Origin of the sequence: Kribbella sp. NPDC050459, from assembly GCF_040655315.1 — a bacterium.
Lineage (GTDB): Bacteria > Actinomycetota > Actinomycetes > Propionibacteriales > Kribbellaceae > Kribbella.
This window is the reverse complement of sequence record NZ_JBFAJQ010000008.1, coordinates 209428-230240: the sequence shown is the minus strand read 5'-3', so window position 1 is coordinate 230240 and position 20813 is coordinate 209428. Positions and strand designations below refer to the sequence as shown.

At 68.6% G+C, this 20813-nt stretch carries 19 protein-coding genes; 11 read left to right on the top strand and 8 right to left on the bottom strand.

Annotated features, from left to right (window positions below):
- Positions 1-8 precede the first annotated feature (8 nt).
- The 3 genes from AB0I12_RS25700 to AB0I12_RS25690 are packed head-to-tail and all read right to left on the bottom strand — an operon-like array spanning position 9 to position 3639.
- The gene (locus AB0I12_RS25700; protein WP_359934169.1) at positions 9-1256 is read right to left on the bottom strand and encodes a glycoside hydrolase family 27 protein; all 1248 of its coding nucleotides are present in this window, start codon (positions 1254-1256) and stop codon (positions 9-11) included.
- Complete coding sequence (gene dgoD / locus AB0I12_RS25695) at positions 1250-2395, bottom strand: galactonate dehydratase (RefSeq protein WP_359934167.1); 1146 nt, start codon at positions 2393-2395, stop codon at positions 1250-1252. Before dgoD ends, AB0I12_RS25700 begins: the two co-directional genes overlap by 7 nt.
- Positions 2392-3639 carry an ROK family protein gene (locus AB0I12_RS25690; RefSeq protein WP_359934165.1) on the bottom strand — a complete coding sequence of 416 codons (1248 nt, stop codon included), beginning with the start codon at positions 3637-3639 and terminating at the stop codon, positions 2392-2394. The genes dgoD and AB0I12_RS25690 overlap by 4 nt, the downstream gene beginning before the upstream one ends.
- Positions 3640-3783: 144 nt before the next feature.
- On the opposite strand from AB0I12_RS25690, the gene AB0I12_RS25685 reads away from it, so the two are divergent.
- Genes AB0I12_RS25685 through AB0I12_RS25665 form a run of 5 tightly spaced genes read left to right on the top strand, consistent with a single transcriptional unit; the run spans position 3784 to position 8600 of the window.
- Positions 3784-4563: an NAD(P)-dependent oxidoreductase gene (locus tag AB0I12_RS25685; RefSeq protein WP_359934163.1), complete on the top strand. Its 780-nt coding sequence runs from the start codon at positions 3784-3786 to the stop codon at positions 4561-4563.
- 10 nt (positions 4564-4573) lie between these two features.
- Positions 4574-5947, top strand: a complete 1374-nt coding sequence (locus AB0I12_RS25680; protein WP_359934161.1) for an extracellular solute-binding protein — start codon at positions 4574-4576, stop codon at positions 5945-5947.
- The gene (locus AB0I12_RS25675; RefSeq protein ID WP_359934159.1) at positions 5944-6924 is read left to right on the top strand and encodes a sugar ABC transporter permease; all 981 of its coding nucleotides are present in this window, start codon (positions 5944-5946) and stop codon (positions 6922-6924) included. The genes AB0I12_RS25680 and AB0I12_RS25675 overlap by 4 nt, the downstream gene beginning before the upstream one ends.
- Positions 6921-7742 (top strand): carbohydrate ABC transporter permease, encoded by an 822-nt coding sequence (locus AB0I12_RS25670; protein ID WP_359934157.1) that lies wholly within the window; start codon positions 6921-6923, stop codon positions 7740-7742. Before AB0I12_RS25675 ends, AB0I12_RS25670 begins: the two co-directional genes overlap by 4 nt.
- Positions 7743-7754: 12 nt before the next feature.
- Positions 7755-8600: a glycoside hydrolase family 16 protein gene (locus AB0I12_RS25665; RefSeq protein ID WP_359934155.1), complete on the top strand. Its 846-nt coding sequence runs from the start codon at positions 7755-7757 to the stop codon at positions 8598-8600.
- Here the strand turns inward: AB0I12_RS25665 and AB0I12_RS25660 are convergent, their stop codons facing one another.
- Positions 8601-9827 (bottom strand): DUF4032 domain-containing protein, encoded by a 1227-nt coding sequence (locus tag AB0I12_RS25660; protein ID WP_359934153.1) that lies wholly within the window; start codon positions 9825-9827, stop codon positions 8601-8603.
- A gap of 100 nt (positions 9828-9927) precedes the next feature.
- On the opposite strand from AB0I12_RS25660, the gene AB0I12_RS25655 reads away from it, so the two are divergent.
- From AB0I12_RS25655 to AB0I12_RS25635, 5 genes are all read left to right on the top strand, one after another.
- Positions 9928-10920 carry a LacI family DNA-binding transcriptional regulator gene (locus AB0I12_RS25655; RefSeq protein WP_359934151.1) on the top strand — a complete coding sequence of 331 codons (993 nt, stop codon included), beginning with the start codon at positions 9928-9930 and terminating at the stop codon, positions 10918-10920.
- Positions 10921-11092: 172 nt separating this feature from the next.
- Positions 11093-12460: an extracellular solute-binding protein gene (locus AB0I12_RS25650; protein ID WP_359934149.1), complete on the top strand. Its 1368-nt coding sequence runs from the start codon at positions 11093-11095 to the stop codon at positions 12458-12460.
- Positions 12460-13413: a sugar ABC transporter permease gene (locus AB0I12_RS25645; protein WP_359934147.1), complete on the top strand. Its 954-nt coding sequence runs from the start codon at positions 12460-12462 to the stop codon at positions 13411-13413. Before AB0I12_RS25650 ends, AB0I12_RS25645 begins: the two co-directional genes overlap by 1 nt.
- The gene (locus AB0I12_RS25640) at positions 13410-14279 is read left to right on the top strand and encodes a carbohydrate ABC transporter permease (RefSeq protein WP_359934145.1); all 870 of its coding nucleotides are present in this window, start codon (positions 13410-13412) and stop codon (positions 14277-14279) included. Before AB0I12_RS25645 ends, AB0I12_RS25640 begins: the two co-directional genes overlap by 4 nt.
- A gap of 83 nt (positions 14280-14362) precedes the next feature.
- On the top strand, positions 14363-15904 hold the full coding sequence (locus AB0I12_RS25635) for a glycoside hydrolase family 13 protein (RefSeq protein ID WP_359934143.1): 1542 nt from the start codon (positions 14363-14365) through the stop codon (positions 15902-15904).
- Positions 15905-15960: 56 nt separating this feature from the next.
- On the opposite strand, the gene AB0I12_RS25630 is transcribed toward AB0I12_RS25635, so the two are convergent.
- The 4 genes from AB0I12_RS25630 to AB0I12_RS25615 are packed head-to-tail and all read right to left on the bottom strand — an operon-like array spanning position 15961 to position 19739.
- The gene (locus AB0I12_RS25630; protein ID WP_359934141.1) at positions 15961-18189 is read right to left on the bottom strand and encodes a heavy metal translocating P-type ATPase; all 2229 of its coding nucleotides are present in this window, start codon (positions 18187-18189) and stop codon (positions 15961-15963) included.
- Between the two features lie 16 nt (positions 18190-18205).
- Positions 18206-19198, bottom strand: coding sequence for a hypothetical protein (locus AB0I12_RS25625; protein WP_359934139.1), 993 nt, complete (start codon positions 19196-19198; stop codon positions 18206-18208).
- Positions 19195-19416 carry a heavy-metal-associated domain-containing protein gene (locus tag AB0I12_RS25620; RefSeq protein WP_167203226.1) on the bottom strand — a complete coding sequence of 74 codons (222 nt, stop codon included), beginning with the start codon at positions 19414-19416 and terminating at the stop codon, positions 19195-19197. Before AB0I12_RS25620 ends, AB0I12_RS25625 begins: the two co-directional genes overlap by 4 nt.
- 41 nt (positions 19417-19457) lie before the next feature.
- Positions 19458-19739 carry a metal-sensitive transcriptional regulator gene (locus AB0I12_RS25615; RefSeq protein WP_355696401.1) on the bottom strand — a complete coding sequence of 94 codons (282 nt, stop codon included), beginning with the start codon at positions 19737-19739 and terminating at the stop codon, positions 19458-19460.
- A gap of 474 nt (positions 19740-20213) precedes the next feature.
- Here AB0I12_RS25615 and AB0I12_RS25610 point away from each other — a divergent pair, with 474 nt between their 5' ends.
- Positions 20214-20807 carry a hypothetical protein gene (locus tag AB0I12_RS25610; RefSeq protein WP_359934137.1) on the top strand — a complete coding sequence of 198 codons (594 nt, stop codon included), beginning with the start codon at positions 20214-20216 and terminating at the stop codon, positions 20805-20807.
- Positions 20808-20813 lie beyond the last annotated feature (6 nt).

Below are 20813 nucleotides of genomic sequence, written 5' to 3'. Positions count from 1 at the left end.
GCCGGCGCTCAGAGCGTTGAGCTGAGCTCGAGCCAGCGTACGCCGTGCGGAGGCACGGTGTACGCCCGCTCGGTCGTGGGGGTGCCGGTCCACAGGTCGGCGGCCGGTGCGGGAAGCTCGGCAGGGAGCGCGACCTCGCGCGGCGCGGCGCCGGTCCAGAACAACGCTGCGTACGAGCAGCCCTCACCTTGGGCCGTCCAGACGATCAGCTCGCCGTCGTCGAGCGGCTCGCGGACGATCTCGCGGCCGTCGGACGAGGTAGCGAGGACATTCGCGAGCGCCGGATTCGCCAACAGTGCAAGGGTTTCCGGCGACGTGGTGGGCAGGTCACCGCCCATCATCAGGGGTGAGCGGCCCATGACCCACAGGGTGAGCAGCGTCTTCTGCTCGTCGACGGTGAGGCGGCTGTCCCGGTCGGCGCCGCGCTCGGCGCGGATGCCGATGTGGCCGAGCGGCAGCATGTCTGCGTCCGCCCAACCGCCGGCCTGCTGGAACGGCGCCCAGCGCGCGAGCCGCGCGAACTGCGCGTGCACGTCCTCCCACCGATCCCACAGATCGTCGGAGATCCGCCACAGCTGCGCGTTGGCCCGCAGATGCTCGACGTGGTGCGTCGACAGCTGGGTGCCGGGCGACAACGACAGCACGATGTCCCGCCCGCTCCGCTCGATCGCCCGCGCATACGCCGCGATCTCCCGATCGTGGTACGGCGCGAGCATGTCGTCCGCCTTCACGAAGTCCACGCCCCAGGCGGCGAACTGCGCGACCTGGGCGTCGTAGTACGCCTGCGCGCCGGGGTGGTCGTGGTTCAGCCCGAGGTTGTCCGGGTTCCACGGGCACACGTGATCGGGATCCGCGATCTGCCGCGCCGTCCACTCCGTCCCGTACACCGGGAGGTCGAGCTCGACCGCCCGCCGCGGAATGCCGCGCATGATGTGCAGGCCGAACTTCAGCCCGAGCTCGTGCACCTTCGCGGCCAGCGGCGCGAAGCCGGCGCCGCCCGCGGCTGAGGGGAACCGCAGCGGCGCCGGCAGCTGGCGGCCGTGGTCGTCCAGGACGACCGGCGCATTCTCGTTGTAGCCGTGCGAGCGTGCTGTCGGGTCGTACCAGGCGATGTCGACGACGACCGTGTCCCACCCGAACGGCAGCAACCGGTCGTGCATGACCTGTGCGTTCGCGAGGACTTCGGCCTCGGTGACCGTCGTCCCGAAACAGTCCCAGCTGTTCCACCCCATCGGCGGGGTCGGCGCGCTCACCATTCGGCGAACGAACCGTCGTCGTGGCGCAGCACGGGCGACCGCCAGCGGTGCGGCTCCGCGGCCGCGGCCCGGACGGCGTCCTCGTCGACCTCGATGCCCAGACCGGGACCGGCGGGGCGTTGCACATGCCCGTCGGTGAAGGCGAAGACGCCCGGGTCCACCAGGTAGTCGAGCAGCGCGTTGCCGCCGCCGTACTCGATGCCGAGGCTCTGCTCCTGGATCAGGAAGTTCGGGACGGCGAAGTCGAGCTGCAGGCTCGCGGCCAGGGTGATCGGCCCGAGCGGGCAGTGCGGCGCGACGCTCACGTCATACGCCTCGGCCATCGCGGCGATCCGGCGCACCTCGGAGATGCCGCCGGCGTGCGAGATGTCCGGCTGGGCGACCGCGATCCCGGTGGGCAGCACGTCGCGGAAGTCCCAGCGGGAGAACAACCGCTCGCCGGTGGCGATCGGGATGCTGGTCGACTCGGTGATCCGGCGCAGGTCGCGGGCGAACTCGGGCAGCACCGGCTCCTCGACGAACATCGGCAGCAGCGGCTCGAGCAGCGGCAGGATCTGCCGCGTGGCGGCCGTGCTGAACCGGCCGTGGAAGTCGAGCGCGATGTCGACGCCGTCGCCGAGCGCGTCGCGAAGCGCCTCGACCCTGCTCACCGAGGCCCGGAGCTGGGCGGCCGACGGGATCGGGGGCAGCGCCTCGGACAGGTTGAGCTTGACGGCCGTGAAGCCCTTCTCCACCTTGGCTTTCGCCTCGTCGACGAGCTGTGCGTTGTCATGGCCGTGGACCCAGGTGTAGACGCGCACCCGGTCCCGGACCGGCCCGCCGAGCAGCTCGTGCACAGGGACGTCGTGGAAGCGCCCCTTGATGTCCCACAACGCCTGGTCGATGCCCGCCAGCGCGCTCGACAGCACCGGGCCGCCGCGGTAGAAGCCGCCCTTGGCCATCACCTGCCAGTGCTCTTCGATCCGCAGCGGATCCGTGCCGACCAAGTACTCCATCAGGGCCGCGACCGCGCCCTGGACCGCCTCGGCACGTCCCTCGACGATGGGCTCACCCCAGCCGCTGATCCCTTCGTCGGTGTCGATCCGCAGGAATTGCCACCGCGGCGCCACCAGGAACGTTTCGTATCCGACGATCTTCACGAGGCCTCATTCGGTTGCCGGTCGGGAGCGGAGAGCAGGGCGGCGACCAGCTGGTCGGTCTGGCGGAGCACCAGGGCGGCGGCGCCGGACGCACCGGCGCGGGCGCCGAGGTCGAGCTCGGCCGCGACGACGTCGGCGTCGCGGGTCAGCGTCATCGCCGTCCGGCGCAGGGTGGCGCGGATCGGGTCCAGGATCAGGTCGCCCGCGCGGGCGAGCTCACCGCCGACGATGATCCGCTCCGGGTTGAGCAGGTTGCAGATGTTCGCGAGCACCCGGCCGGTCAGCTCACCGGCTTCACGGAGCACCCGTAAGGTTTCCGGCTGTCCGTCGGCCGCGGACGCGAGCAGCTCATCGAGGCCGGCATCCTCGCCGAGCACCGGCGCCAGCGCCGCGAGCACGGCCTGCACCGACGCATACTGCACCAGGCAGCCGCGATTCCCGCATGGGCACGGCGCTCCGGACGAGTCGGCCGACAGGTGGCCGATCTCGCCGCCGCCCCCGCGCGCGCCGCCGTGGTGAAGGTTGCCGTCGACCAGCAGTCCGGACCCGATCCCGGTGGACAGCCCGAGGTAGAGCACGTCGCGGACGTCCCGGCCCGCGCCCCAGGTGAACTCGGCCACCGCTTCCAGCCGGGTGTTGTTCTCCACCAGCACAGGCACCGCGAGATGCCGGCCGAACTCCGCCGCCACGTTCACCCCGGCCCACGCCTGGCCCGGGAGTGACGGACCGACGACACCGGTCTGCAGGTCGAGCGGTCCGGGCACGCCGATCGCGACTCCGACCAGGTTGTCGCGCTGGCGCCCGGTGCTCTCGAGCAGTTCGTCGAGCAGGGCGATGCCGGCCGTGAGTCGCTCCTGCCATGGCGTGTCCCGCGCCGTGCGAACCCCGTCGCTGGCCAGCGTCTCGCCGGACAGGTCGGTGAGGTGGCACCAGACGCGCTCGAGGGTGAAGTCGAGGCCGGCGGCGGCACCGGCGGCCGGGTTCGCCCTGAGGAAGCCGCGGGCCCGGCCGTCGACCTCGGACGCGTCGATCCCGGCCCGGGCGACCTGGTCGCCGACCACCTCGACGACGACCCCGCCGGTGATCAGGTCGGCCACGATCGTCGACACCGTCGTCCGCGAGACGCCGCAGATCCGCGCGAGCTCGGCGCGGTGCAGCGCGCCGTGCTCCATCAGCGCCGACAGCATGCGCTCGGAGTTGGTGCGTCGCAACGCTCGCAGGGATCCGGTGTCCTTCGCAGTCACGACGACGAGTATCGGCGAACCGGCGGTGCGGAGTCAATTTCCCTGACAGTCTGTGTACGAAGACTTGACACAAACGCCGAAATACTCGAACAATTTCGGCCACAGTCCCGGGGATCACCCGGGCCCGGCGACCGGACGACCGACATGGACGCTGAGCTGAGCAAGGCACCGCTGGTGGTGGTGACCGGCGGACTGGGGCGTGTCGCCACGGTGGTTCTGCCGTGGTTGCGCAAGCACTTCCGGGTCCGGCTGGTCGACAGCGCCGCGGCGGCGCGACGGGTCGAAGGGCTGGTGCAGGCCGACATCGGTGATCCCGACGAGGCCCGCCAGGTCCTGGCCGGCGCGGACGCTGTGCTCCACCTCGCTGGCAACAGCAGCCCATGGCAGACCTGGGACAGCGTGTATGCCGCCAACGTGTGGACCACCCAGGTCACCCTCGAGGCCGCCGCGGCCAACGGCGTGCCGAAGGTGGTGCTGGCCAGTTCCCTCCACGCCGCGGGGGAGTACAACCGCCCGCAGTACCGGCCTGTCGATCCACGGCTCGACCCGCGCCCCTGCTGTCCGTACGGGTTGGGCAAGGTCGTGCTGGAGGCGCTCGGCCGGATGCACGCCGAACGCACCGGCGCGTCGGTCACCTGTCTGCGTCTCGGCCTCACCGGCTGGCCACCCGCAGAGCGCCGCTACCTCGGGCAGTGGCTGTCCGACGACGACGCAGGGCGGCTGATGCTCGCCGCCCTGGGAGCGCGGGAGCGGTTCGGCGTGCACTTCGGCGTCTCCGCGAACACCCGCAACCACTGGGACATCACCTCCGCCCGGCACGAGCTGGGCTACCGCCCCGAAGACGACAGCGAAGCCCTCGCGGACCGGGCCGGGCCCTCCTCCGGCCCGGTCTGCCGGCTCTTCGACCCAGAGACATCCGAATGAGAGGTTGGCCATGACCACAACGAACCCGGGGTTCTCCCGCCGCAGGTTCCTCGCGCTCGGCGGCGCCGTCGCCGGCAGTGCGGCGAGCGGAGCGCTCGCGGTGGGCTGCTCGCCCGCCTCGTCCACGAACACCCCGGCCGCCACCGGCACCGGATCGTCCGCCAAGGGCGTGGTGACGGTGATGTCGCAGTCGGGCGAGTTCGGTCCGAAGGAGGCCAAGGCCGCGTCACAGGCCCTCGGCCTGACCGTGAAGACGGTCGAGTACGACCTCACCAAGCTGACCGCGATGCTTGCCAGCGGCAACCCGCCGGACGTGGTCCGCGGCATGGGCGCGACCGAGACGCCGTACCTGGTCGCCCGGCAGGTCGCGGAGAACCTCGATCCGTACTTCGCGAAGAGCACGCTGATCAAGGCTGACGACATCGACCCGGTCAACGACGTCTGGCGGTACGACGGTGAGAAGCAGGGCAGCGGGCCGCGCTACGGGTTCGCGAAGGACTACTCGCAGGACTGCACCATCTGGTACAACGGTGCGCTCTTCGATGCGGCGAAGGTGACCAGGCCGAGCGCGACGACGCCCCTGCTGCTGGACGAGCTGCTCGACGAGGGCAGGCGCCTGGTGAAGCGGCAGGGCGCGAAGGTCAGCGTCTACGGCCTCAACCCGAACGGGCTCGGCCTGTTCGGCCAGTTGACCTGGATGACCGACCTGGCGGGCGGGAAGCTGACCGCCGACGATCTCGCCTCGGTCGACTTCAGCACTCCGGAGGCGCAGCGGGCGCTCACCTGGTACCTGGAGTATGCGAAGGCCGGTATCGGCCCGACGGTCCTGAATCCGGATCCGAACGGCTGGGACGGTCCGACGTTCCAGGCCGGCCGGATGGCGACCACGCTGAGCGGCTACTGGCTGGGCGGGTTGTTCGCCGGTGATCCCAAGTCCGCGAAGGTCGCCGGCTTCGCGCCCGCACCCCAGTTCGACACCGGCCGCCGGGTCAGCCCGTGCTTCGGGGCCACCGGCCTGTGGATGCCCAAGGCCGGCAAGAACAAGGACGCGGCCTGGGCGGTGATGGAGTGGTATCTGGCCGGAGATCCTGCCAAGGCACGGGCGAGCGGCGGCTGGGGTATCCCGCCGCTGAAGTCGCTGCAGAAGCTGATGCCGCAGAAGCTGCCCTACCAGAAGCAGGCCTACGACGTGCAGATGGCGGAGAAGGAGCACTTCTCGGTCACCTCCTACACCCCGTACGTGCGGCAGGACGCGATCAACGCGGTGATCACCCGCGAGCTGCCGAAGGCGATCAAGGGCAGCACCTCGGTCGGCCAGTTCGCCGACACGCTGAACACCCAGATCAACGCGCAACTCGCCGACGGAAAGAAGCGGTTGCGGTGACATCGGCGCTGACCGAGGTACGCCGTCGCGCGGCGCCCGCCGAGGCGCCGTCCGCGGACCGGAGGAAGAAGCCGCCGAGCCTGCGCAAGGCGCGCACGTTCTACCTGTTCGTCGCACCGTGGATCATCGGCTTCGTCGCGCTGACCGTGTTCCCGCTGGGGTACGCGTTCTGGCTGAGCCTGACCGACTCCGACGGGCTGTCGCCGCGGACACACTTCGTCGGCTTCGACAACTACGTGGAGATCTTCAAGGACCCGCTGACGCTGAGCTCACTCGGCAAGACCGGGCTGTTCGCGCTCGTCACCGTCCCGCTGTCGATCCTCGCCGGCCTCCTGCTGGCGGTGATGCTCAATCAGCCGATCAAGGGACGTGGTCTGCTCCGCGGCCTGATCTATCTGCCGGCGGTCGTCCCGCCGGTGGGGGCCGCGCTCACGTTCCGGCTGATCTTCGACCGCGACGCCGGCGCCGCGAACGGCGTCCTGAGTGGTCTCGGGGCCAATCCGATCACCTGGCTGGTCGATCCGAACGTGCGCTACGTGCTGTATGCGTTGGTGCTGTGGGGCTGCGGCGGGTCGATGATCATCTCGCTGGCCGGGTTGCAGGACATTCCTCGTGAGCTGCTCGAGGCGGCCCAGGTCGACGGCGCGTCGTACTGGCAGTCGTTCACGCGGATCACCGTGCCGCTGCTGTCGCCGGTGATCCTGTTCCAGGTCATCACGGGGGTGATCGGGTCGCTGCAGTCGTTCGCGCCGCTGCTGCTCTCGTCGGGCTCGCTGAGCGGAGCAGGCACAGTGCCGCAGGGCAACTACCTCTACATGATCCACGTGTTCGCGCAGTACTTCAGCGCCTCGCGCTTCGGGTATGCGTCGGCGATGTTGTGGATGCTGTTCGCGGTGATCCTCCTGGTGACGCTGGTGATCATCAAGGTCAGCGCCCGGACCGTGTTCTACACCGTCGAGCCGGGAGGCCAGAAATGACCCGGACCTCCAAGTGGGCGCTGTCCATCGTGCTGCTGGCCGTCGTCCTGGTGATGCTGAGTCCGATCCTCTGGCTGGTGTCGACCTCGCTGAAGTCGCCGGCCGAGATGGCGTCGTTCCCGCCGAGCTGGTGGCCGTCGGCGCCGCGGCTCGCGAACTACACCGACGCGATCCGCCAGGTGAACTTCGTCGGCGCGACGCAGAACTCGCTGACCATCGCGTTCCTCAGCACCACGCTGACGACGCTCAGCTCGGCCTGGGTCGGCTTCGGGTTCGCCCGGTTGACGGCGCCGGGCAAGAAACAGCTGTTCGTCGTGCTGCTCGCGACGATGATGCTGCCCGGGATCGTGACGCTGGTTCCGACGTACCTGATCTTCGCGAAGGTGCACATGGTCAACACGTACTGGCCGTGGGTCGCGTGGGGGCTCGGCGGCAGCGCGTTCCTGATCTTCCTGTTCCGGCAGTTCTTCGCCGGGATCCCGCGGGAGATGGAGGAGGCCGCGATCATCGACGGCTGCGGGTACGTCGGGATCTTCTGGCGGATCTTCCTGCCGCAGTCCTGGCCGGTGATCGCGGCCAGCGTGATCCTGTCGTTCACGCACGCGTGGGGCGACTTTGTCGGGCCTGCGATGTTCCTCAGTCAGGACAGCACGACCCTCGCCGTCGCCATGGCCACCGGCTACGTGAACGACAAGGGCCTGCCGATGAACAACCTGGTCGCCGCAGGCGCCGTCATGTACGTGTTGCCCGTCCTGGTCCTCTTCCTGTTCATGCAACGCCGCTTCGTCAGCGGCTTCTCCACCTCAGGAATCAAGTGAAGGAGGTTTCGGATGACCGTTCGACGCCGCGCACTGGCGCTGGGTGCCGCCGGGCTGGCCCTGCTCGCCGCATCCCTCACCAGCACCGCCCAGGCGGCAAACTTGCCTCAGGCAACTGAGCGGACCTGCACCGGCGGTGCGCCGCCGTCGGGGATGCGGCTCAGCTGGTCCGACGAGTTCGCCGGGCGCGCCCTCGACCGCAGCCGGTGGAACACGGTGATGGACTTCCCCGGCCGCGCGGGCGGGCACTACCACAACACGTCGTACGGCAGCTATGCCGTCGACGAGAACGTCGTGCTGTCCGGCGGGACGTTGCGGCTGGTGACCGGCAACAAACCCGTGGTCGGCACGGATCCGGCTGGGACATACCAGTACACGGAAGGCTTCATCTCCTCGCACGACAAGTTCTCCCAGACCTACGGTTACTGGGAGATCTGCGCGAAGTTCCCGGCCGGCAAAGGCCTGTGGCCGGCGTTCTGGCTGATCCCGCAGGACCGCAGCTGGCCGCCGGAGATCGACGTCGCCGAGTGGTTCGGCAGCATCGAGAGCATGCACAGCGGTCTGGCGTCGGGCACCTGGCCGGACGTCCGCTGGGACAGCCACTGGGCGACCGGCCTCGCACCGACCAGGGGCTGGCACCGCTACGGCGTCGTCTGGACCGCCGACCGCATCACGTTCACGGTCGACGGCGTACCCACTTCAACAATCACCGGCGACCAAGTGCCCGACAAACCGATGTACGTCGTCCTCAACAGCGGCACCTGGGCCAACGCCGACCGCGGCGGCCCGCCGGACGCGACAACGCCGTTCCCCAACTCGTTCGACGTGGACTACGTCCGGGTGTATTCGTCGCGGTGATCAGTCGGATTCGGGCAGTGCCGGTGTCGGGAGCGACAGTTTCTCGTCCGGCTTGGCGGCCAGTACGTCGTTCACGTACGAACGGGCCGCTTCCATCGTGTCGACCTCGTGGCCGGCCTGCTCGGACAGGAACCAGCGGTGCTCGAGCACCTCGTGGAAGACCTCGGCCGGCTCGAGCTTGCGGCGCAGGTTGCGCGGGACCGACTGCACGACCGGCTCGAACACGTCGGTCAGCCACTGGTGGGCGACGATCTCCTCGTCCTCGTTCTGCTGGTCGGTGGCGGCCGCGAACGAGTCGAGGTCGTTGAGCAGCCGCCGGGCCTGGTTCTCCTCGACGTCCAGACCGGTGAGCCGGAGCAGCCGCCGGGAGTGGTGGCCGGCGTCCACGACCTTCGGCTGGATCCGGACCTGGCTGCCGTCCCAGTCGGTGATGATGTCGATCTCGGCGACGTCGAAGCCGAGTTCGTTCAGCCGCCGGATCCGCGAGTCGAGCCGGTGCATCTCGTCGGTGGCGAACTCCTCCGGCGCGGTCAGCTCGGCCCAGAGCGCCTCGTACCGCTTCTGGATCGACTCGACGGTCTCCTGCGGGTCGATCGACTCGTCGAGCAGACCGCCCTCCTGCAGGTCGAGGAACTCGCCGAACAGGTTGATCTCCGCGGTGTAGAGGTCGTGCGCGCGCTGCCCGTCGGAGATGTCCTGGTGCAGCTCGCCGGTCTCGGCATCCACGAGGTACGCCGCGAACGCGCCGGCGTCCCGGCGGAACAGGGTGTTGGACAGCGAGCAGTCGCCCCAGAAGAAGCCGAGCAGGTGCAGCCGGACGATCAACGCCACCAAAGCGTCGATCAGGCGGTTGACCGTGTCGGGACGCAGCGTGCTGGAGAACAGGGCCCGGTACGGCAGCGAGAACTGCAGGTGCCGGGTGATCAGGATCGAGTCGATCGGCTCGCCGTTGCGGTCCACACGGTCGGTGATGACGCCGACCGGCTCGACCGACGGGGCCTCCAGGCGCTCGAGGTCGCGAAGCAGGCGGTGCTCGTGCATCGCCAGGTGCTCGAGGACCTCCTTGATCGCGTACACGCTGCCGTTGACCCGGACGAAGCGGACCACGTGCCGCGAGATACCGCGCGGCAGCGCGACCAGCTGGTCCTCGGGCCAGTCCTCCAGCGGGACGTCCCACGGGAGCGACAGCAGACCGGTGTCCGGACGGGTGGCGACGAATCGAGGCACGGCCACCAGTGTGTCAGGAATCCCGGGAGAGTGTCTGAGTGTTCAGCGAGGTACGCAAGTGCTTGCAAATTCTTGCGTGATGAGGCGTAGAGTTTGCGTCATGACACGACGACTTGCAGAGGTGGCCAAGAAGGTCGGCGTCAGTGAAGCCACCGTCAGCCGCGTGCTGAACGGGAAGCCCGGCGTGTCCGAGGCGACCCGCGAAGCCGTGCTCACCGCACTGGACGTGCTCGGGTACGAGCGGCCGACTCAGCTCAGAGGCGATCGGGCCCGGCTGGTCGGGCTCGTACTGCCGGAGTTGCAGAACCCGATCTTCCCCGCGTTCGCCGAGGTCGTCGGCGGGGCGCTCGCGCAGCAGGGCTTCACGTCCCTGCTCTGCACCCGGACGGTCGGCGGCGTGTCCGAGGCCGACTACGTGGACCTGCTCCTTCAGCAGCAGGTGTCCGGGGTCGTCTTCGCCGGCGGGTTCTACGCACAGGCGGACGCGCCGCACCAGCACTACGAGCTGATCCAGGAGCGAAAGCTGCCGACCGTGCTGGTCAACGCGGCCGTCGACCACCTCGGCTTCCCGCAGGTCTCGTCGGACGACTATGTCGCCGCCGAGATGGCGATCGGCCACCTGCGCGCGCTCGGGCACCGCCGGATCGGGATGGTCCTCGGCCCGCGTGACCACATCCCGTCGCGGCGGAAGCTGGAGGCGTTCCTGGCTGCGGAGGAGACGGATCCGGACCTGGTCGAGCACACCATGTTCTCGCTCGAGGGCGGTCACGCGGCTGCGACCAAACTGGTCACCAACGGCGTCACCGGCATCGTCTGTGCCAGCGACATCCTCGCGCTCGGAGCCATCCGCGCCGTCCGCCGGGCGGGCCTGAGTGTCCCCGACGAGGTCTCGGTGATCGGGTACGACGACTCCGCGATGATGAACTGCACCGACCCGCCGCTGACCACCGTCCGGCAGCCGATCGACGCGATGGGCCGCGCCGCCGTCGACATGCTGGTCGCGCTGATCGAGCGCGCCGCCGTACCTGCCGACGAGCTCCTGTTCGAACCTGAGCTCGTCGTCCGCGCCTCCACCGCCCGGGCCCGGATCTAGCACCGCACACCACCAGGCAGCCGCTGACCCATCGGGTCGGCGGCTGCTGTCGTTTGCCCTGCGCCAGGCAATCTCCCATAGGAAGTCATGTTTTTGCAATCTCAAATCGAAGTATTGCGCTCATGCGTCCAGTTCCCTACGGTTGCCCCACGATCCGAGGGAGAGGGTGGACATGACGACAACGCGCCGCGGGCTCAGCCTGCTGCTGGTTGCGGGACTCGGGCTGGTGGCCGCGTCCTGCGGCTCGGGGGAAGACAAGACGCCGGCCGCCGACGGCCCGGTCACGATCACGGTCGGCTGTGAGCCGCCGAAGAGCAACCCGAAGGAGCGTGCGGCCTGGGAGGAGGACGTCGCCGCGTTCCAGAAGGCGCACCCGAACATCACGGTCGAGGGCAAGGACGCGTTCCCCTGCATCAACCCCGACACGTTCCAGGCGAAGCTGGCCGGCGGGACCCAGGAGGACCTCTTCTACGTCTACTACACCGACGTCCGGAAGATCATCGACAAGAAGCAGGCCGCGGACATCAGCCAGTACGTCGGCAGTGTCGGCAAGCTCAAGGACCTGCGCCAGGACGTGATGAGCGTCTTCAAGGCCAATGACAATACGGACAAGACGTACGGCCTGCCGCGCAACAACTACAACATGGGCCTGGTCTACAACCGCAAGCTCTTCACCCAGGCCGGTCTCGACCCGGCCAACCCGCCGAAGACCTGGGACGAGGTTCGGGAGGCCGCGAAGAAGATCGCCGCGCTCGGTCCGGGGTACGTCGGGTTCGGTGAGTACTCGGCCGGCAACACCGGCGGCTGGCACTTCGCCGCGTCGCTGTACGCGCGCGGCGGGTCGATGGTCAGCGACGACGGCAAGACCGCGGCGTTCAACAACGACGAGGGCAAGGCGGTCCTGGAGAACCTGAAGAGGATGCGCTGGGACGACAACTCCATGGGCAGCAAGCAGTTGCTGCAGTGGGAGGACCTGATGCGCATGATGGGCGGCGGCAAGCTCGGCATGATGATCGGCGCGCCGGACGTCGTGCAGTCGGTGAACAACGACTTCAAGGGCAAGTTCGAGGACTACGGCGTGACGGCCGTGCCGGAGTCGGACGGGAAGTTCTCGCTCAGCGGCGGCGACGGGTACATGTTCAACCCGAAGGCGTCGCCGGAGAAGATCAAGGCCGGCCTGCTGTGGCTGGAGTTCCACGAGCTGACGCCGGGACAAGGCCAGTTCAACTACGCGCGGTCGAAGGAGCAGGGCCGTCCGGTCGGGCTGCCGATCCCCGACCTGTACGGGAACAGTGCCCCGGGCAACGAGATCAACGCGCTGCGGAAGCAGTACGCCACCGTCCCGGTCGACAACTTCACGCCGTACGTCAGTGCCCAGGGCAACATCACCAACAAGCTCGAGCCGCCGAAGGCGCAGGAGCTGTACGCCGTGCTCGACGTCGCGATGTCCGCCGTCCTGACCCGCAAGGACGCCGACATCGACAAGCTGCTGAGTGACGCCGAGGGCAAGGCCAACAAGATCCTCGCGAAGAACACGTAATGACCGTGACACAAGAGCGTGTCCGTCGTCCCCAGGCGCTGGGGGCGGCGGACCCGCGATCACCCGACGACCACGGCGCGCTGCGGCGGGCGGTGGGGCGGAACCTCACGGCGTACGGGTTCTTGTGCGCCGCCCTGATCTGTTTCGCGTTGTTCTCCTGGTATCCGATGATCCGGGAGATCGTGCTGAGCTTCCAGCAGAACAACTTCGTCGATCCGGGAGAGTGGGTCGGGTTCGACAACTTCCGGACCGTGGTGGCGGATCCGGCGTTCCGGTCCGCGTGGCTGAACACCGCGGCGTTCAGCGGTCTCGCCCTGGTGATCGGGTACGCCGTACCGTTCGTGCTGGCCGTCGTGCTGAACGAGCTGAAGCACGCGAAGGCGTACCTGCGCTTCGTGGTCTACCTGCCGGTGATGCTCCCGCCGGCCGTCGCGGTCCTGCTGTTCAAGTGGTTCTACGACCCCGGATCCGGTCTCTTCAACCAGGCGCTCGACGCGGTGCACCTCCCGCCGCTCAGCTGGCTGGACTCCACGAGTACGGCGCTCATCAGCCTGGTGATCGTGTCGACCTGGATGAATCTCGGCACCGGCACGCTGATCTACCTCGCCGCGCTGCAGAGCATCCCGGGTGACCTGTACGAGTCGGCGGAGCTGGACGGTGCGGGCCTCCTGAAGCGGGTGTGGCACGTGACGATCCCGCAGACCAAGCTGATCCTGCTGGTGATGCTGCTGCTGCAGATCGTCGCGACCATGCAGGTCTTCATCGAGCCGTACCTGCTCACCGGCGGCGGCCCGGAGAACGCGACTGTCACCGTCGCGTACCTGATGTACCAGTACGCCTTCAACTTCGGCGACTTCGGCGGCGGCTCCGCGCTCGGCCTGATGTTGATGGTCGTCCTGCTGGTGTTCTCCACGATCTATCTGCGGGTGTCGCGTGAGGAGGCGGAGCGATGAGAACCCTCGTGTCACCTTTGGCGCTGCGGACGCCGCACGGCCGGATCATCTACTGGACGGTCCTCATCGTCACGGTCGTCGGCTTCACCGGGGCGTTCGTGTTCCCGTTCTTCTGGATGGTCAGCGGCGCCCTCAAGTCGCCCGACGAGCTGGCGCAGATCCCACCCAGCTTCTTCCCGAAGTCGGCCGATTTCAGCGTCTACAAAGAGGCGTGGGACCAGCTTCAGCTGGGCGTCTTCCTCAAGAACACCGCGCTGTACGCCGGGGGAGCCTGGCTGTTCACGCTGGCGGTCGACGTCACCGCGGCGTACGCGCTGTCGAAGCTGCGGCCGGTGCTCGGCAAGCTCGTGCTCGGCGCGATGCTGGCGACGTTGATGATCCCGCCGATGGTCCTGCTGCTGCCGACGTACCTGGTGGCGAAGGATCTGCCGGTCCTGCACCTGGACCTGCTGAACACGCCGTGGGCGATCTGGTTGCCGGCGGCGGCGAACGGGTTCTTCGTGTTCCTGCTCAAGCGGTTCTTCGACTCGATCCCTCACGAGCTCCTGGAGGCCGCGGAAATCGACGGCGCGTCGCCCGGCAGGATCCTCTGGTCGATCGTGCTGCCGGTGTCGCGGCCGATCATCGGCGTGGTCTCGATCCTGTCCGTGGTGACGGTGTGGAAGGACTTCGTCTGGCCGCTGCTGGTGCTGCCGGAGACGGACAAGATGTCGATCAGCGTCGGCATCGCGTCGCTGTCGGCGCAGATGCCGCAGAACGTCCTGATCGCCTCCCTGGTCATCGCCAGCCTGCCAACCATCCTCGTGTTCTTCATTTTCCAAACAAGCATCATGGCCGGCCTGACGGCTGGAAGTCTCAAGGGATGAAATGCACCCGCCCTCGCTGCGCTCGGACGGGGATGGAGAGCGGCCGGTCTGACGGCCGGAAGCCTGAAAGGTTAGGAGATTCGATGGCCGACGAATGGTGGCGCGGCGCTGCGATCTACCAGGTCTACCTGCGGAGTTTCGCGGACGGCAACGACGACGGGATCGGCGATCTCGCCGGGCTGCGGCAGAAGCTGCCGTACCTGGCCGAGCTCGGGATCGACGCGATCTGGCTGAACCCGTGGTACCCGTCGCCGATGGCCGACGGCGGGTACGACGTCGCCGACTACCGCGCGATCGACCCGGCGTTCGGCACCCTCGCGGAGGCGGAGGCGTACATCGCCGAGGCGCACGCGCTGAACATCCGCACGATCATCGACATCGTCCCGAACCACGGCTCGGACCAGCAGGACTGGTTCGTCCAGGCGCTCCTGGCCGGCCCGGGCTCACCCGAACGCGAACGCTTCCTGTTCCGCCCGGGCCGCGGCGACGGACCGCCCAACGACTGGCAGTCGATCTTCAACGGGCCCGCCTGGACCCAGGTCGAGGACGGCGAGTGGTACCTGCACCTGTTCGCGCCCGAGCAGCCCGACTTCAATTGGCGCAACCCCGAGGTCGTCGAGGAGTTCCACGACATCCTCCGGTTCTGGCTGGACCGCGGCGTCGACGGCATCCGGATCGACAGCGCCGCCGTCCTGTTCAAGGACCTGGACAGCGTCGAGGAGTCGTACACCGACCACGACGAGGTGCACGAGGTGTACCGCGGCTGGCGGCGGGTCTCCGACGCCTACGCCGACCGCTTCTTCGTCGGCGAGATGTGGATGCCCGACCAGGAGCGGTTCGCGCTGTACCTGCGGCCGGACGAGATGCAGACCGCGTTCAACTTCGACTTCCTGTCCCGCCCGTGGGAGGCCGGCGAGCTGCGTGCGTCGATCGACCTGACCCTGTCCACCCACGTCCCGATCGGCGCACCGCCGACGTGGGTGCTGTCGAACCACGACGTGACGCGGCCGGTGACGAAGTACGGCCGTGCCGACACGTCGTTCTCGCATCAGGACCGCAAGCACGGGATGCGTACCGACCTGGTCCTGGGTGAACGTCGCGCCCGCGCGGCCGCCCTGCTCGCGATGGCGCTGCCGGGTGGACTGTACGTCTACCAAGGCGAGGAGCTGGGGTTGCCGGAGGTCGAGGACCTGCCCGACGACGTACTGCAGGACCCGATCTTCGCGCGGTCGGGGGGTACGGACCGCGGCCGTGACGGTTGCCGGGTGCCCCTGCCGTGGTCGGGCAAGGAGCCGCCGTTCGGCTTCGGCAGTGGTACGCCGTGGTTGCCGCAGCCGGCGGACTGGAAGAACCTGACGGTCGAATCCCAGCTCCACGACCAGAACTCGATGCTTTCTCTGTACCGCAGCGGTTTGAAGCTCCGCCGCGCACTGCTCGGCGACGGGGCGCTGACGTGGTTGGACTCGCCCGCCGACGTACTCACGTTCCGCCGGGAGAACCTGACCTGCATCGTCAACCTGAGCGCCGACCCGATCGACCTGCCGCCGTACGACGAGCTGCTGATCTCCAGTGTCCCGCTGGACGCCGGCCGCCTCCCGTCCGACGCCACCGCCTGGGTTCGCTGAACACTTGCCGGGGTCAGGGAACAAGGTATTGCTTGTCCACTGACCCCGGCGCTTGTTCAGGCCAGCGGACGGAACCGCCGGAGCCGCAGGCTGTTCGAGACCACGAAGACCGAGCTGAAGGCCATCGCGGCGCCGGCCAGCATCGGGTTGAGGAGGCCGGCCGCGGCCAGGGGGAGGGCGGCTACGTTGTAGGCGAAGGCCCAGAACAGGTTGCCCTTGATCGTGCGCAATGTGCTGCGGGACAGCCGGATGGCGTCCGCGGCCGCGCGCAGGTCGCCCCGCACCAGCGTCAGGTCGCTCGCCTCGATCGCCACGTCCGTACCGGTCCCCATGCTCAGGCCGAGGTCGGCCTGGGCGAGCGCGGCCGCGTCGTTGACGCCGTCGCCGACCATCGCGACCACGCGACCCTCGTCCTGCAGCTTCTTCACTGCGTCGACCTTGCCGGCCGGCAGCACTTCGGCGATCACCTCGTCGATGCCGACCTCGCCGGCCACCTTCGTCGCCACCGCTTCGTTGTCACCGGTCAGCAACACCGGGCGCAGCCCGAGCGCCTTCAGGTCCCGGATCGCCTGGACGGACGTGGGCTTCACGGTGTCCGCGACGACCAGCACAGCTCGTGCCTGCCCGTCCCAGCCGACCGCCACCGCCGTACTGCCTTCGGCCTCGGCGTGCTCCTTCGCGTGCGCGAGCTCCTCCGGCAGGTACTGGCTCCACTCCTCCAGCAGTCGCGTCCTCCCGACGAGTACGGCGTGCCCGTCGACGATGCCCTGCACACCGAGGCCCTCGACATTGCCGAACTCCTCGACGTCGGGGAGCTTGCCCTCGGCGGCCGCGGCCCGGGCGACGGCCTGCGCGATCGGGTGCTCACTCGAGTGCTCGAGCGCCCCCGCCAACCGCAGTACCTCGGCGCGGTCCTGACCCGGAGCCAGCAGTACGTCGACCAGCTCCATGCGGCCCGTGGTGACGGTGCCTGTCTTGTCCAGTACGACGGTGTCCACCCGCCGCGTGGACTCCAGGACCTCCGGCCCCTTGATCAGGATGCCCAGCTGCGCGCCCCGGCCGGTCCCGACCATCAACGCGGTCGGTGTGGCCAGGCCCAGCGCACACGGGCAGGCGATGATCAGTACGGCGACCGCGGCGGTGAACGCGACCTCCAGCGGCGAACCGTTGCCGAGCCAGAAGCCGAGCGTCGCGAGCGCCAGCCCGATCACGATCGGGACGAAGATCCCGGACACCTTGTCGGCCAGCCGCTGGACCGCGGCCTTCCCGTTCTGGGCGTCCTCGACCAGCCGCGCCATCTGCGCCAGCTGCGTGTCCGCGCCGACCCGGGTCGCCCGCACCACCAGCCGGCCGCCGGCGTTCACTGTCGCGCCGACGACCGCGTCGCCTTCGCCGACCTCGACCGGCACGGACTCACCGGTCAGCATCGACGCGTCGACCGCGCTGCTGCCGGTCACGACCACACCGTCGGTCGCGATCTTCTCGCCCGGCCGGACGACGAACTCGTCACCCACGACGAGCTGGTCGGCCGGGATGCGGGTCTCGGTCCCGTTCCGCAGGACGGCGACGTCCTTCGCGCCGAGCTCGAGCAGGGCCCGCAGCGCCGCGCCCGAGCGGCGCTTGGCTCGCGCCTCGAAGTACCGGCCGGCCAGGATGAACGTGGTCACCCCGGCTGCGACCTCGAGGTAGATCTCTTCGGCGCCGCCGCCCCGCGAGGGGATCAGCGTGAACGGCATCTTCATACCGGGCTCGCCCGCGGAGCCGAAGAACAGTGCGTACAGCGACCAGAGGAACGCGCTCACCACACCCAGCGAGATCAGCGTATCCATCGTGGCGGCGCCATGCCGCAGGTTGGTCCAGGCCGCCTTGTGGAACGGCCAGGCCGCCCACGTCACCACCGGGAACGCCAGCGTCAGCGACGCCCACTGCCACGAGTCGAACTGCAGCGCCGGGATCATTCCGAACGCGATCACCGGGACGGCGAGCACGATGCTCGCGATCAGCCGCTCCCGCAGCGGTTTCAGCTCGTCCGGCTCGTCGTCCGCCGGCTCGACCGCCGGTGTCGGGAGGCTCGCGCTGTAGCCGGTCTTCTCGACGGTGGCGACCAGGTCGTCGGTCGAGATGCCGTCGGCGTACGTCACCTTCGCCTTCTCGGTGGCGTAGTTGACGGTCGCGGTGACGCCCTCCATCCGGTTCAGTTTCTTCTCCACCCGGGCGGCGCACGAGGCGCACGTCATGCCACCGATGATGAGTTCGACGGACTGACCGGGCTCGGTGCTGGTCATGATGAAGTGCCTCCTCTCAGTGGCCGTGCGGTGTCTCGGCGTGCGCCGGGGTCTTGGATGCTGCGCTGGGCACTGCCTTGGGCGGGACGATCGTCGTACCCGTGGCGCCCACCTTCACCGTGAACTCCGCGGTGTGCACCTTGCCCCCGTGCTGGAAGTCCAGGAACAGGCTGTACGTCGCCGCGGTCGGGAACGTCGTACCGAACGTGATCGACGGTCCGCCCTTCATCCCCGGCTCGGCGTGCTCCGCCGGGTGGTTGTGCAGGTAGGCCAGGTCGCCGCCGCGCAGCGAGACCAGGTGCCCGAAGGCGCCCAGGTACGGCTGCAGGTCGGTGACGGGCTTTCCGCCACGGCTCACCGTGAACGTCAGCTCCGACTCCTTGCCGGCGACTGGGGTGCCCTGCAGCGTCACGTCGTACCCGTCGAAGCTGTAGATGCTCGCCGGTTCGGCGACCGGGACCGGGACATACATGCCGACGACGTTCACGTCCGTGCCGAGGGTGATCGTGCTGTCCTGGCCGGCCGGCTGGAAGTCGGCGTACAGCCGCCAGGTGCCGCCGGCGGTGAACGTGAACGGGATGCTCCACGTCCCGTCCGCCGCCATGGTCGGGTGCACGTGGTGGAACCCGGACAGGTCCCGCCGCACCACGATCAGGTGCAGGTCCTTCTCGTGCGTCTTGGTGTACTGCGTGACCGGTTTGCCGTCCGGTCCTTGGATCGTGAAGCGCAGCTCGGACTTCTCGCCGGATGTGAAGGACGTCTTCGCCGGCGCGAACGTGTAGCCGGCGTCGGACACCGCCAGCCCGGGCAACTGCCCGCCGCCGTCGTGTCCACCGTGTCCCGAGGTCTGCTCCATACCACCCATCTCCTCTCCGTGGGCCGGTGCCGCGGAGTTGTCGTCGGCCGCCGCGATCGGGTCGATCGCGGAACCGATGCCGAACGCCGCCCCGAAGGCGAGCGCCACCGCACCGGCGAACGCGCCGAGCCGGAGCGCGGCGGCCCGGCTCACGACGCCGCCAGTTCGTAGCCCGCCTCGTCGACGGCGTCGCGCACGGCGGCCTCGTCGAGAGCGGACTCACTCGTCACGTGCACCGCGGAGGTGCCGCCCGCGACGAGGTCGATCTTCACGTCCTGGACACCGACGAGCTTGCTGATCTCCTCGGTGACGGCCGAAGTGCAGTGGCCGCAGGTCATGCCGGTGACGGAGTAGGTCGTCGTGGTGCTCATATCGATGCTCCTTGCTCGAAACGGGATGTGATGGGAGATCGTCAGCTGCGGACCAGACGGGCGATCGCGTCGGAGGCTTCCCGAACCTTCTCGTCGGCCTCCGGGCCGCCCCGCTGCGCGGCCTCGACCACGCAGTGCGACAGGTGCTCGTCGAGCAACTCCAACGAGAAGGACTGCAACGCCTTCGTGGCCGCCGACACCTGGGTCAGGATGTCGATGCAGTACTTGTCCTCCTCGACCATCCGCTGCAGACCACGAACCTGCCCCTCGATCCGCCGCAGCCGCTTCAGATGACTGCTCTTCTCGGCGGTGTATCCGTGCACATGCGTCTGCTCGGTGCTCATCTCGCAACCCTCTTCCTGGCCCTCAGCTACCCCTCCGGGGTATCTCCACGCCCAGAAAGTTACCCCCTCCGGGTATCGAATGCAAGCCCTCCGGCAATACCGGTTGGGGGTATGTGTCGAATGGGGGTGGTCAGCCCCGGAACGCCGACTTGGATGCTGTCCGCCGAGGTGCCCTTGCTGCTCGGTGAGGCTCAACAGGCCGACGGCCCAAGGGGCGTGACCGCAACAGCATCCGGTGCTCTGCCACCCAGATCTGATAGAGGTTGGCCGCATGGGCGGACGATCGGGGAGACGCCGGCGTACGTGGCGTTGACTGATCGGTGTGGCGCTGCTCGTGCTCACGGTGTTGTTCCGCGACCGGTGGGGGCAGCTGTGGACGAGTTGGTGGTACGGCCCGCTGGGCAGCCCGAGCGAACGCCGCCCCCCGGCGTCGACGACGACACCTATCAGTCGTTGCTGGACACCGTGTTCGAAGCCTTCGACGGGGACCTGATCTGCCGTTCATGTACCGCCAGCGTCGTGAGCAAGACGGGTTGGGTGCAGATCGTCCCGCTTCCTGGTGAGCATCCACTCAAGTGGGATTGCCGGCACGGGCGGACGATCCTCAGTGCGTACGTCGAAGCAGCCGTTGTCGATGACTTGACCAGGAAGGAGAAGGTGGCCTGGCGCTATTCCGGCGGAGGCGGAGGCGGAGTGCAGCGGTGGGCGTTCGGAGGCTCCTGCCTCGGTCTGCTCGTCGGAGTCGGCGGGGCCATGCTCATCCTCAAGTTTCTGATGCCGGTCGTACCGTTTCCGCTCGCAGCGGTGCCGGCGCTTCTGCTCTTCTGGTCAGGTTCGGTCTTCGCGCTGCTGACCTCCGAGCCCGATCAACGACGCTCCGCCGTGGTCGCGCTGATGTGGCTGTGGGCCCTCATCCAGCATCTTCCGGTCCTCCCGGCGCGGTTCATCACCCATCTCATGGATCGAGCGGAGCCTGCACATCCGCTGCGCTGGGCCGCCGCGTACTTGTTCATCGCCGGATCACTCCTCGACCTGATCGCGAGTTGACCGCTT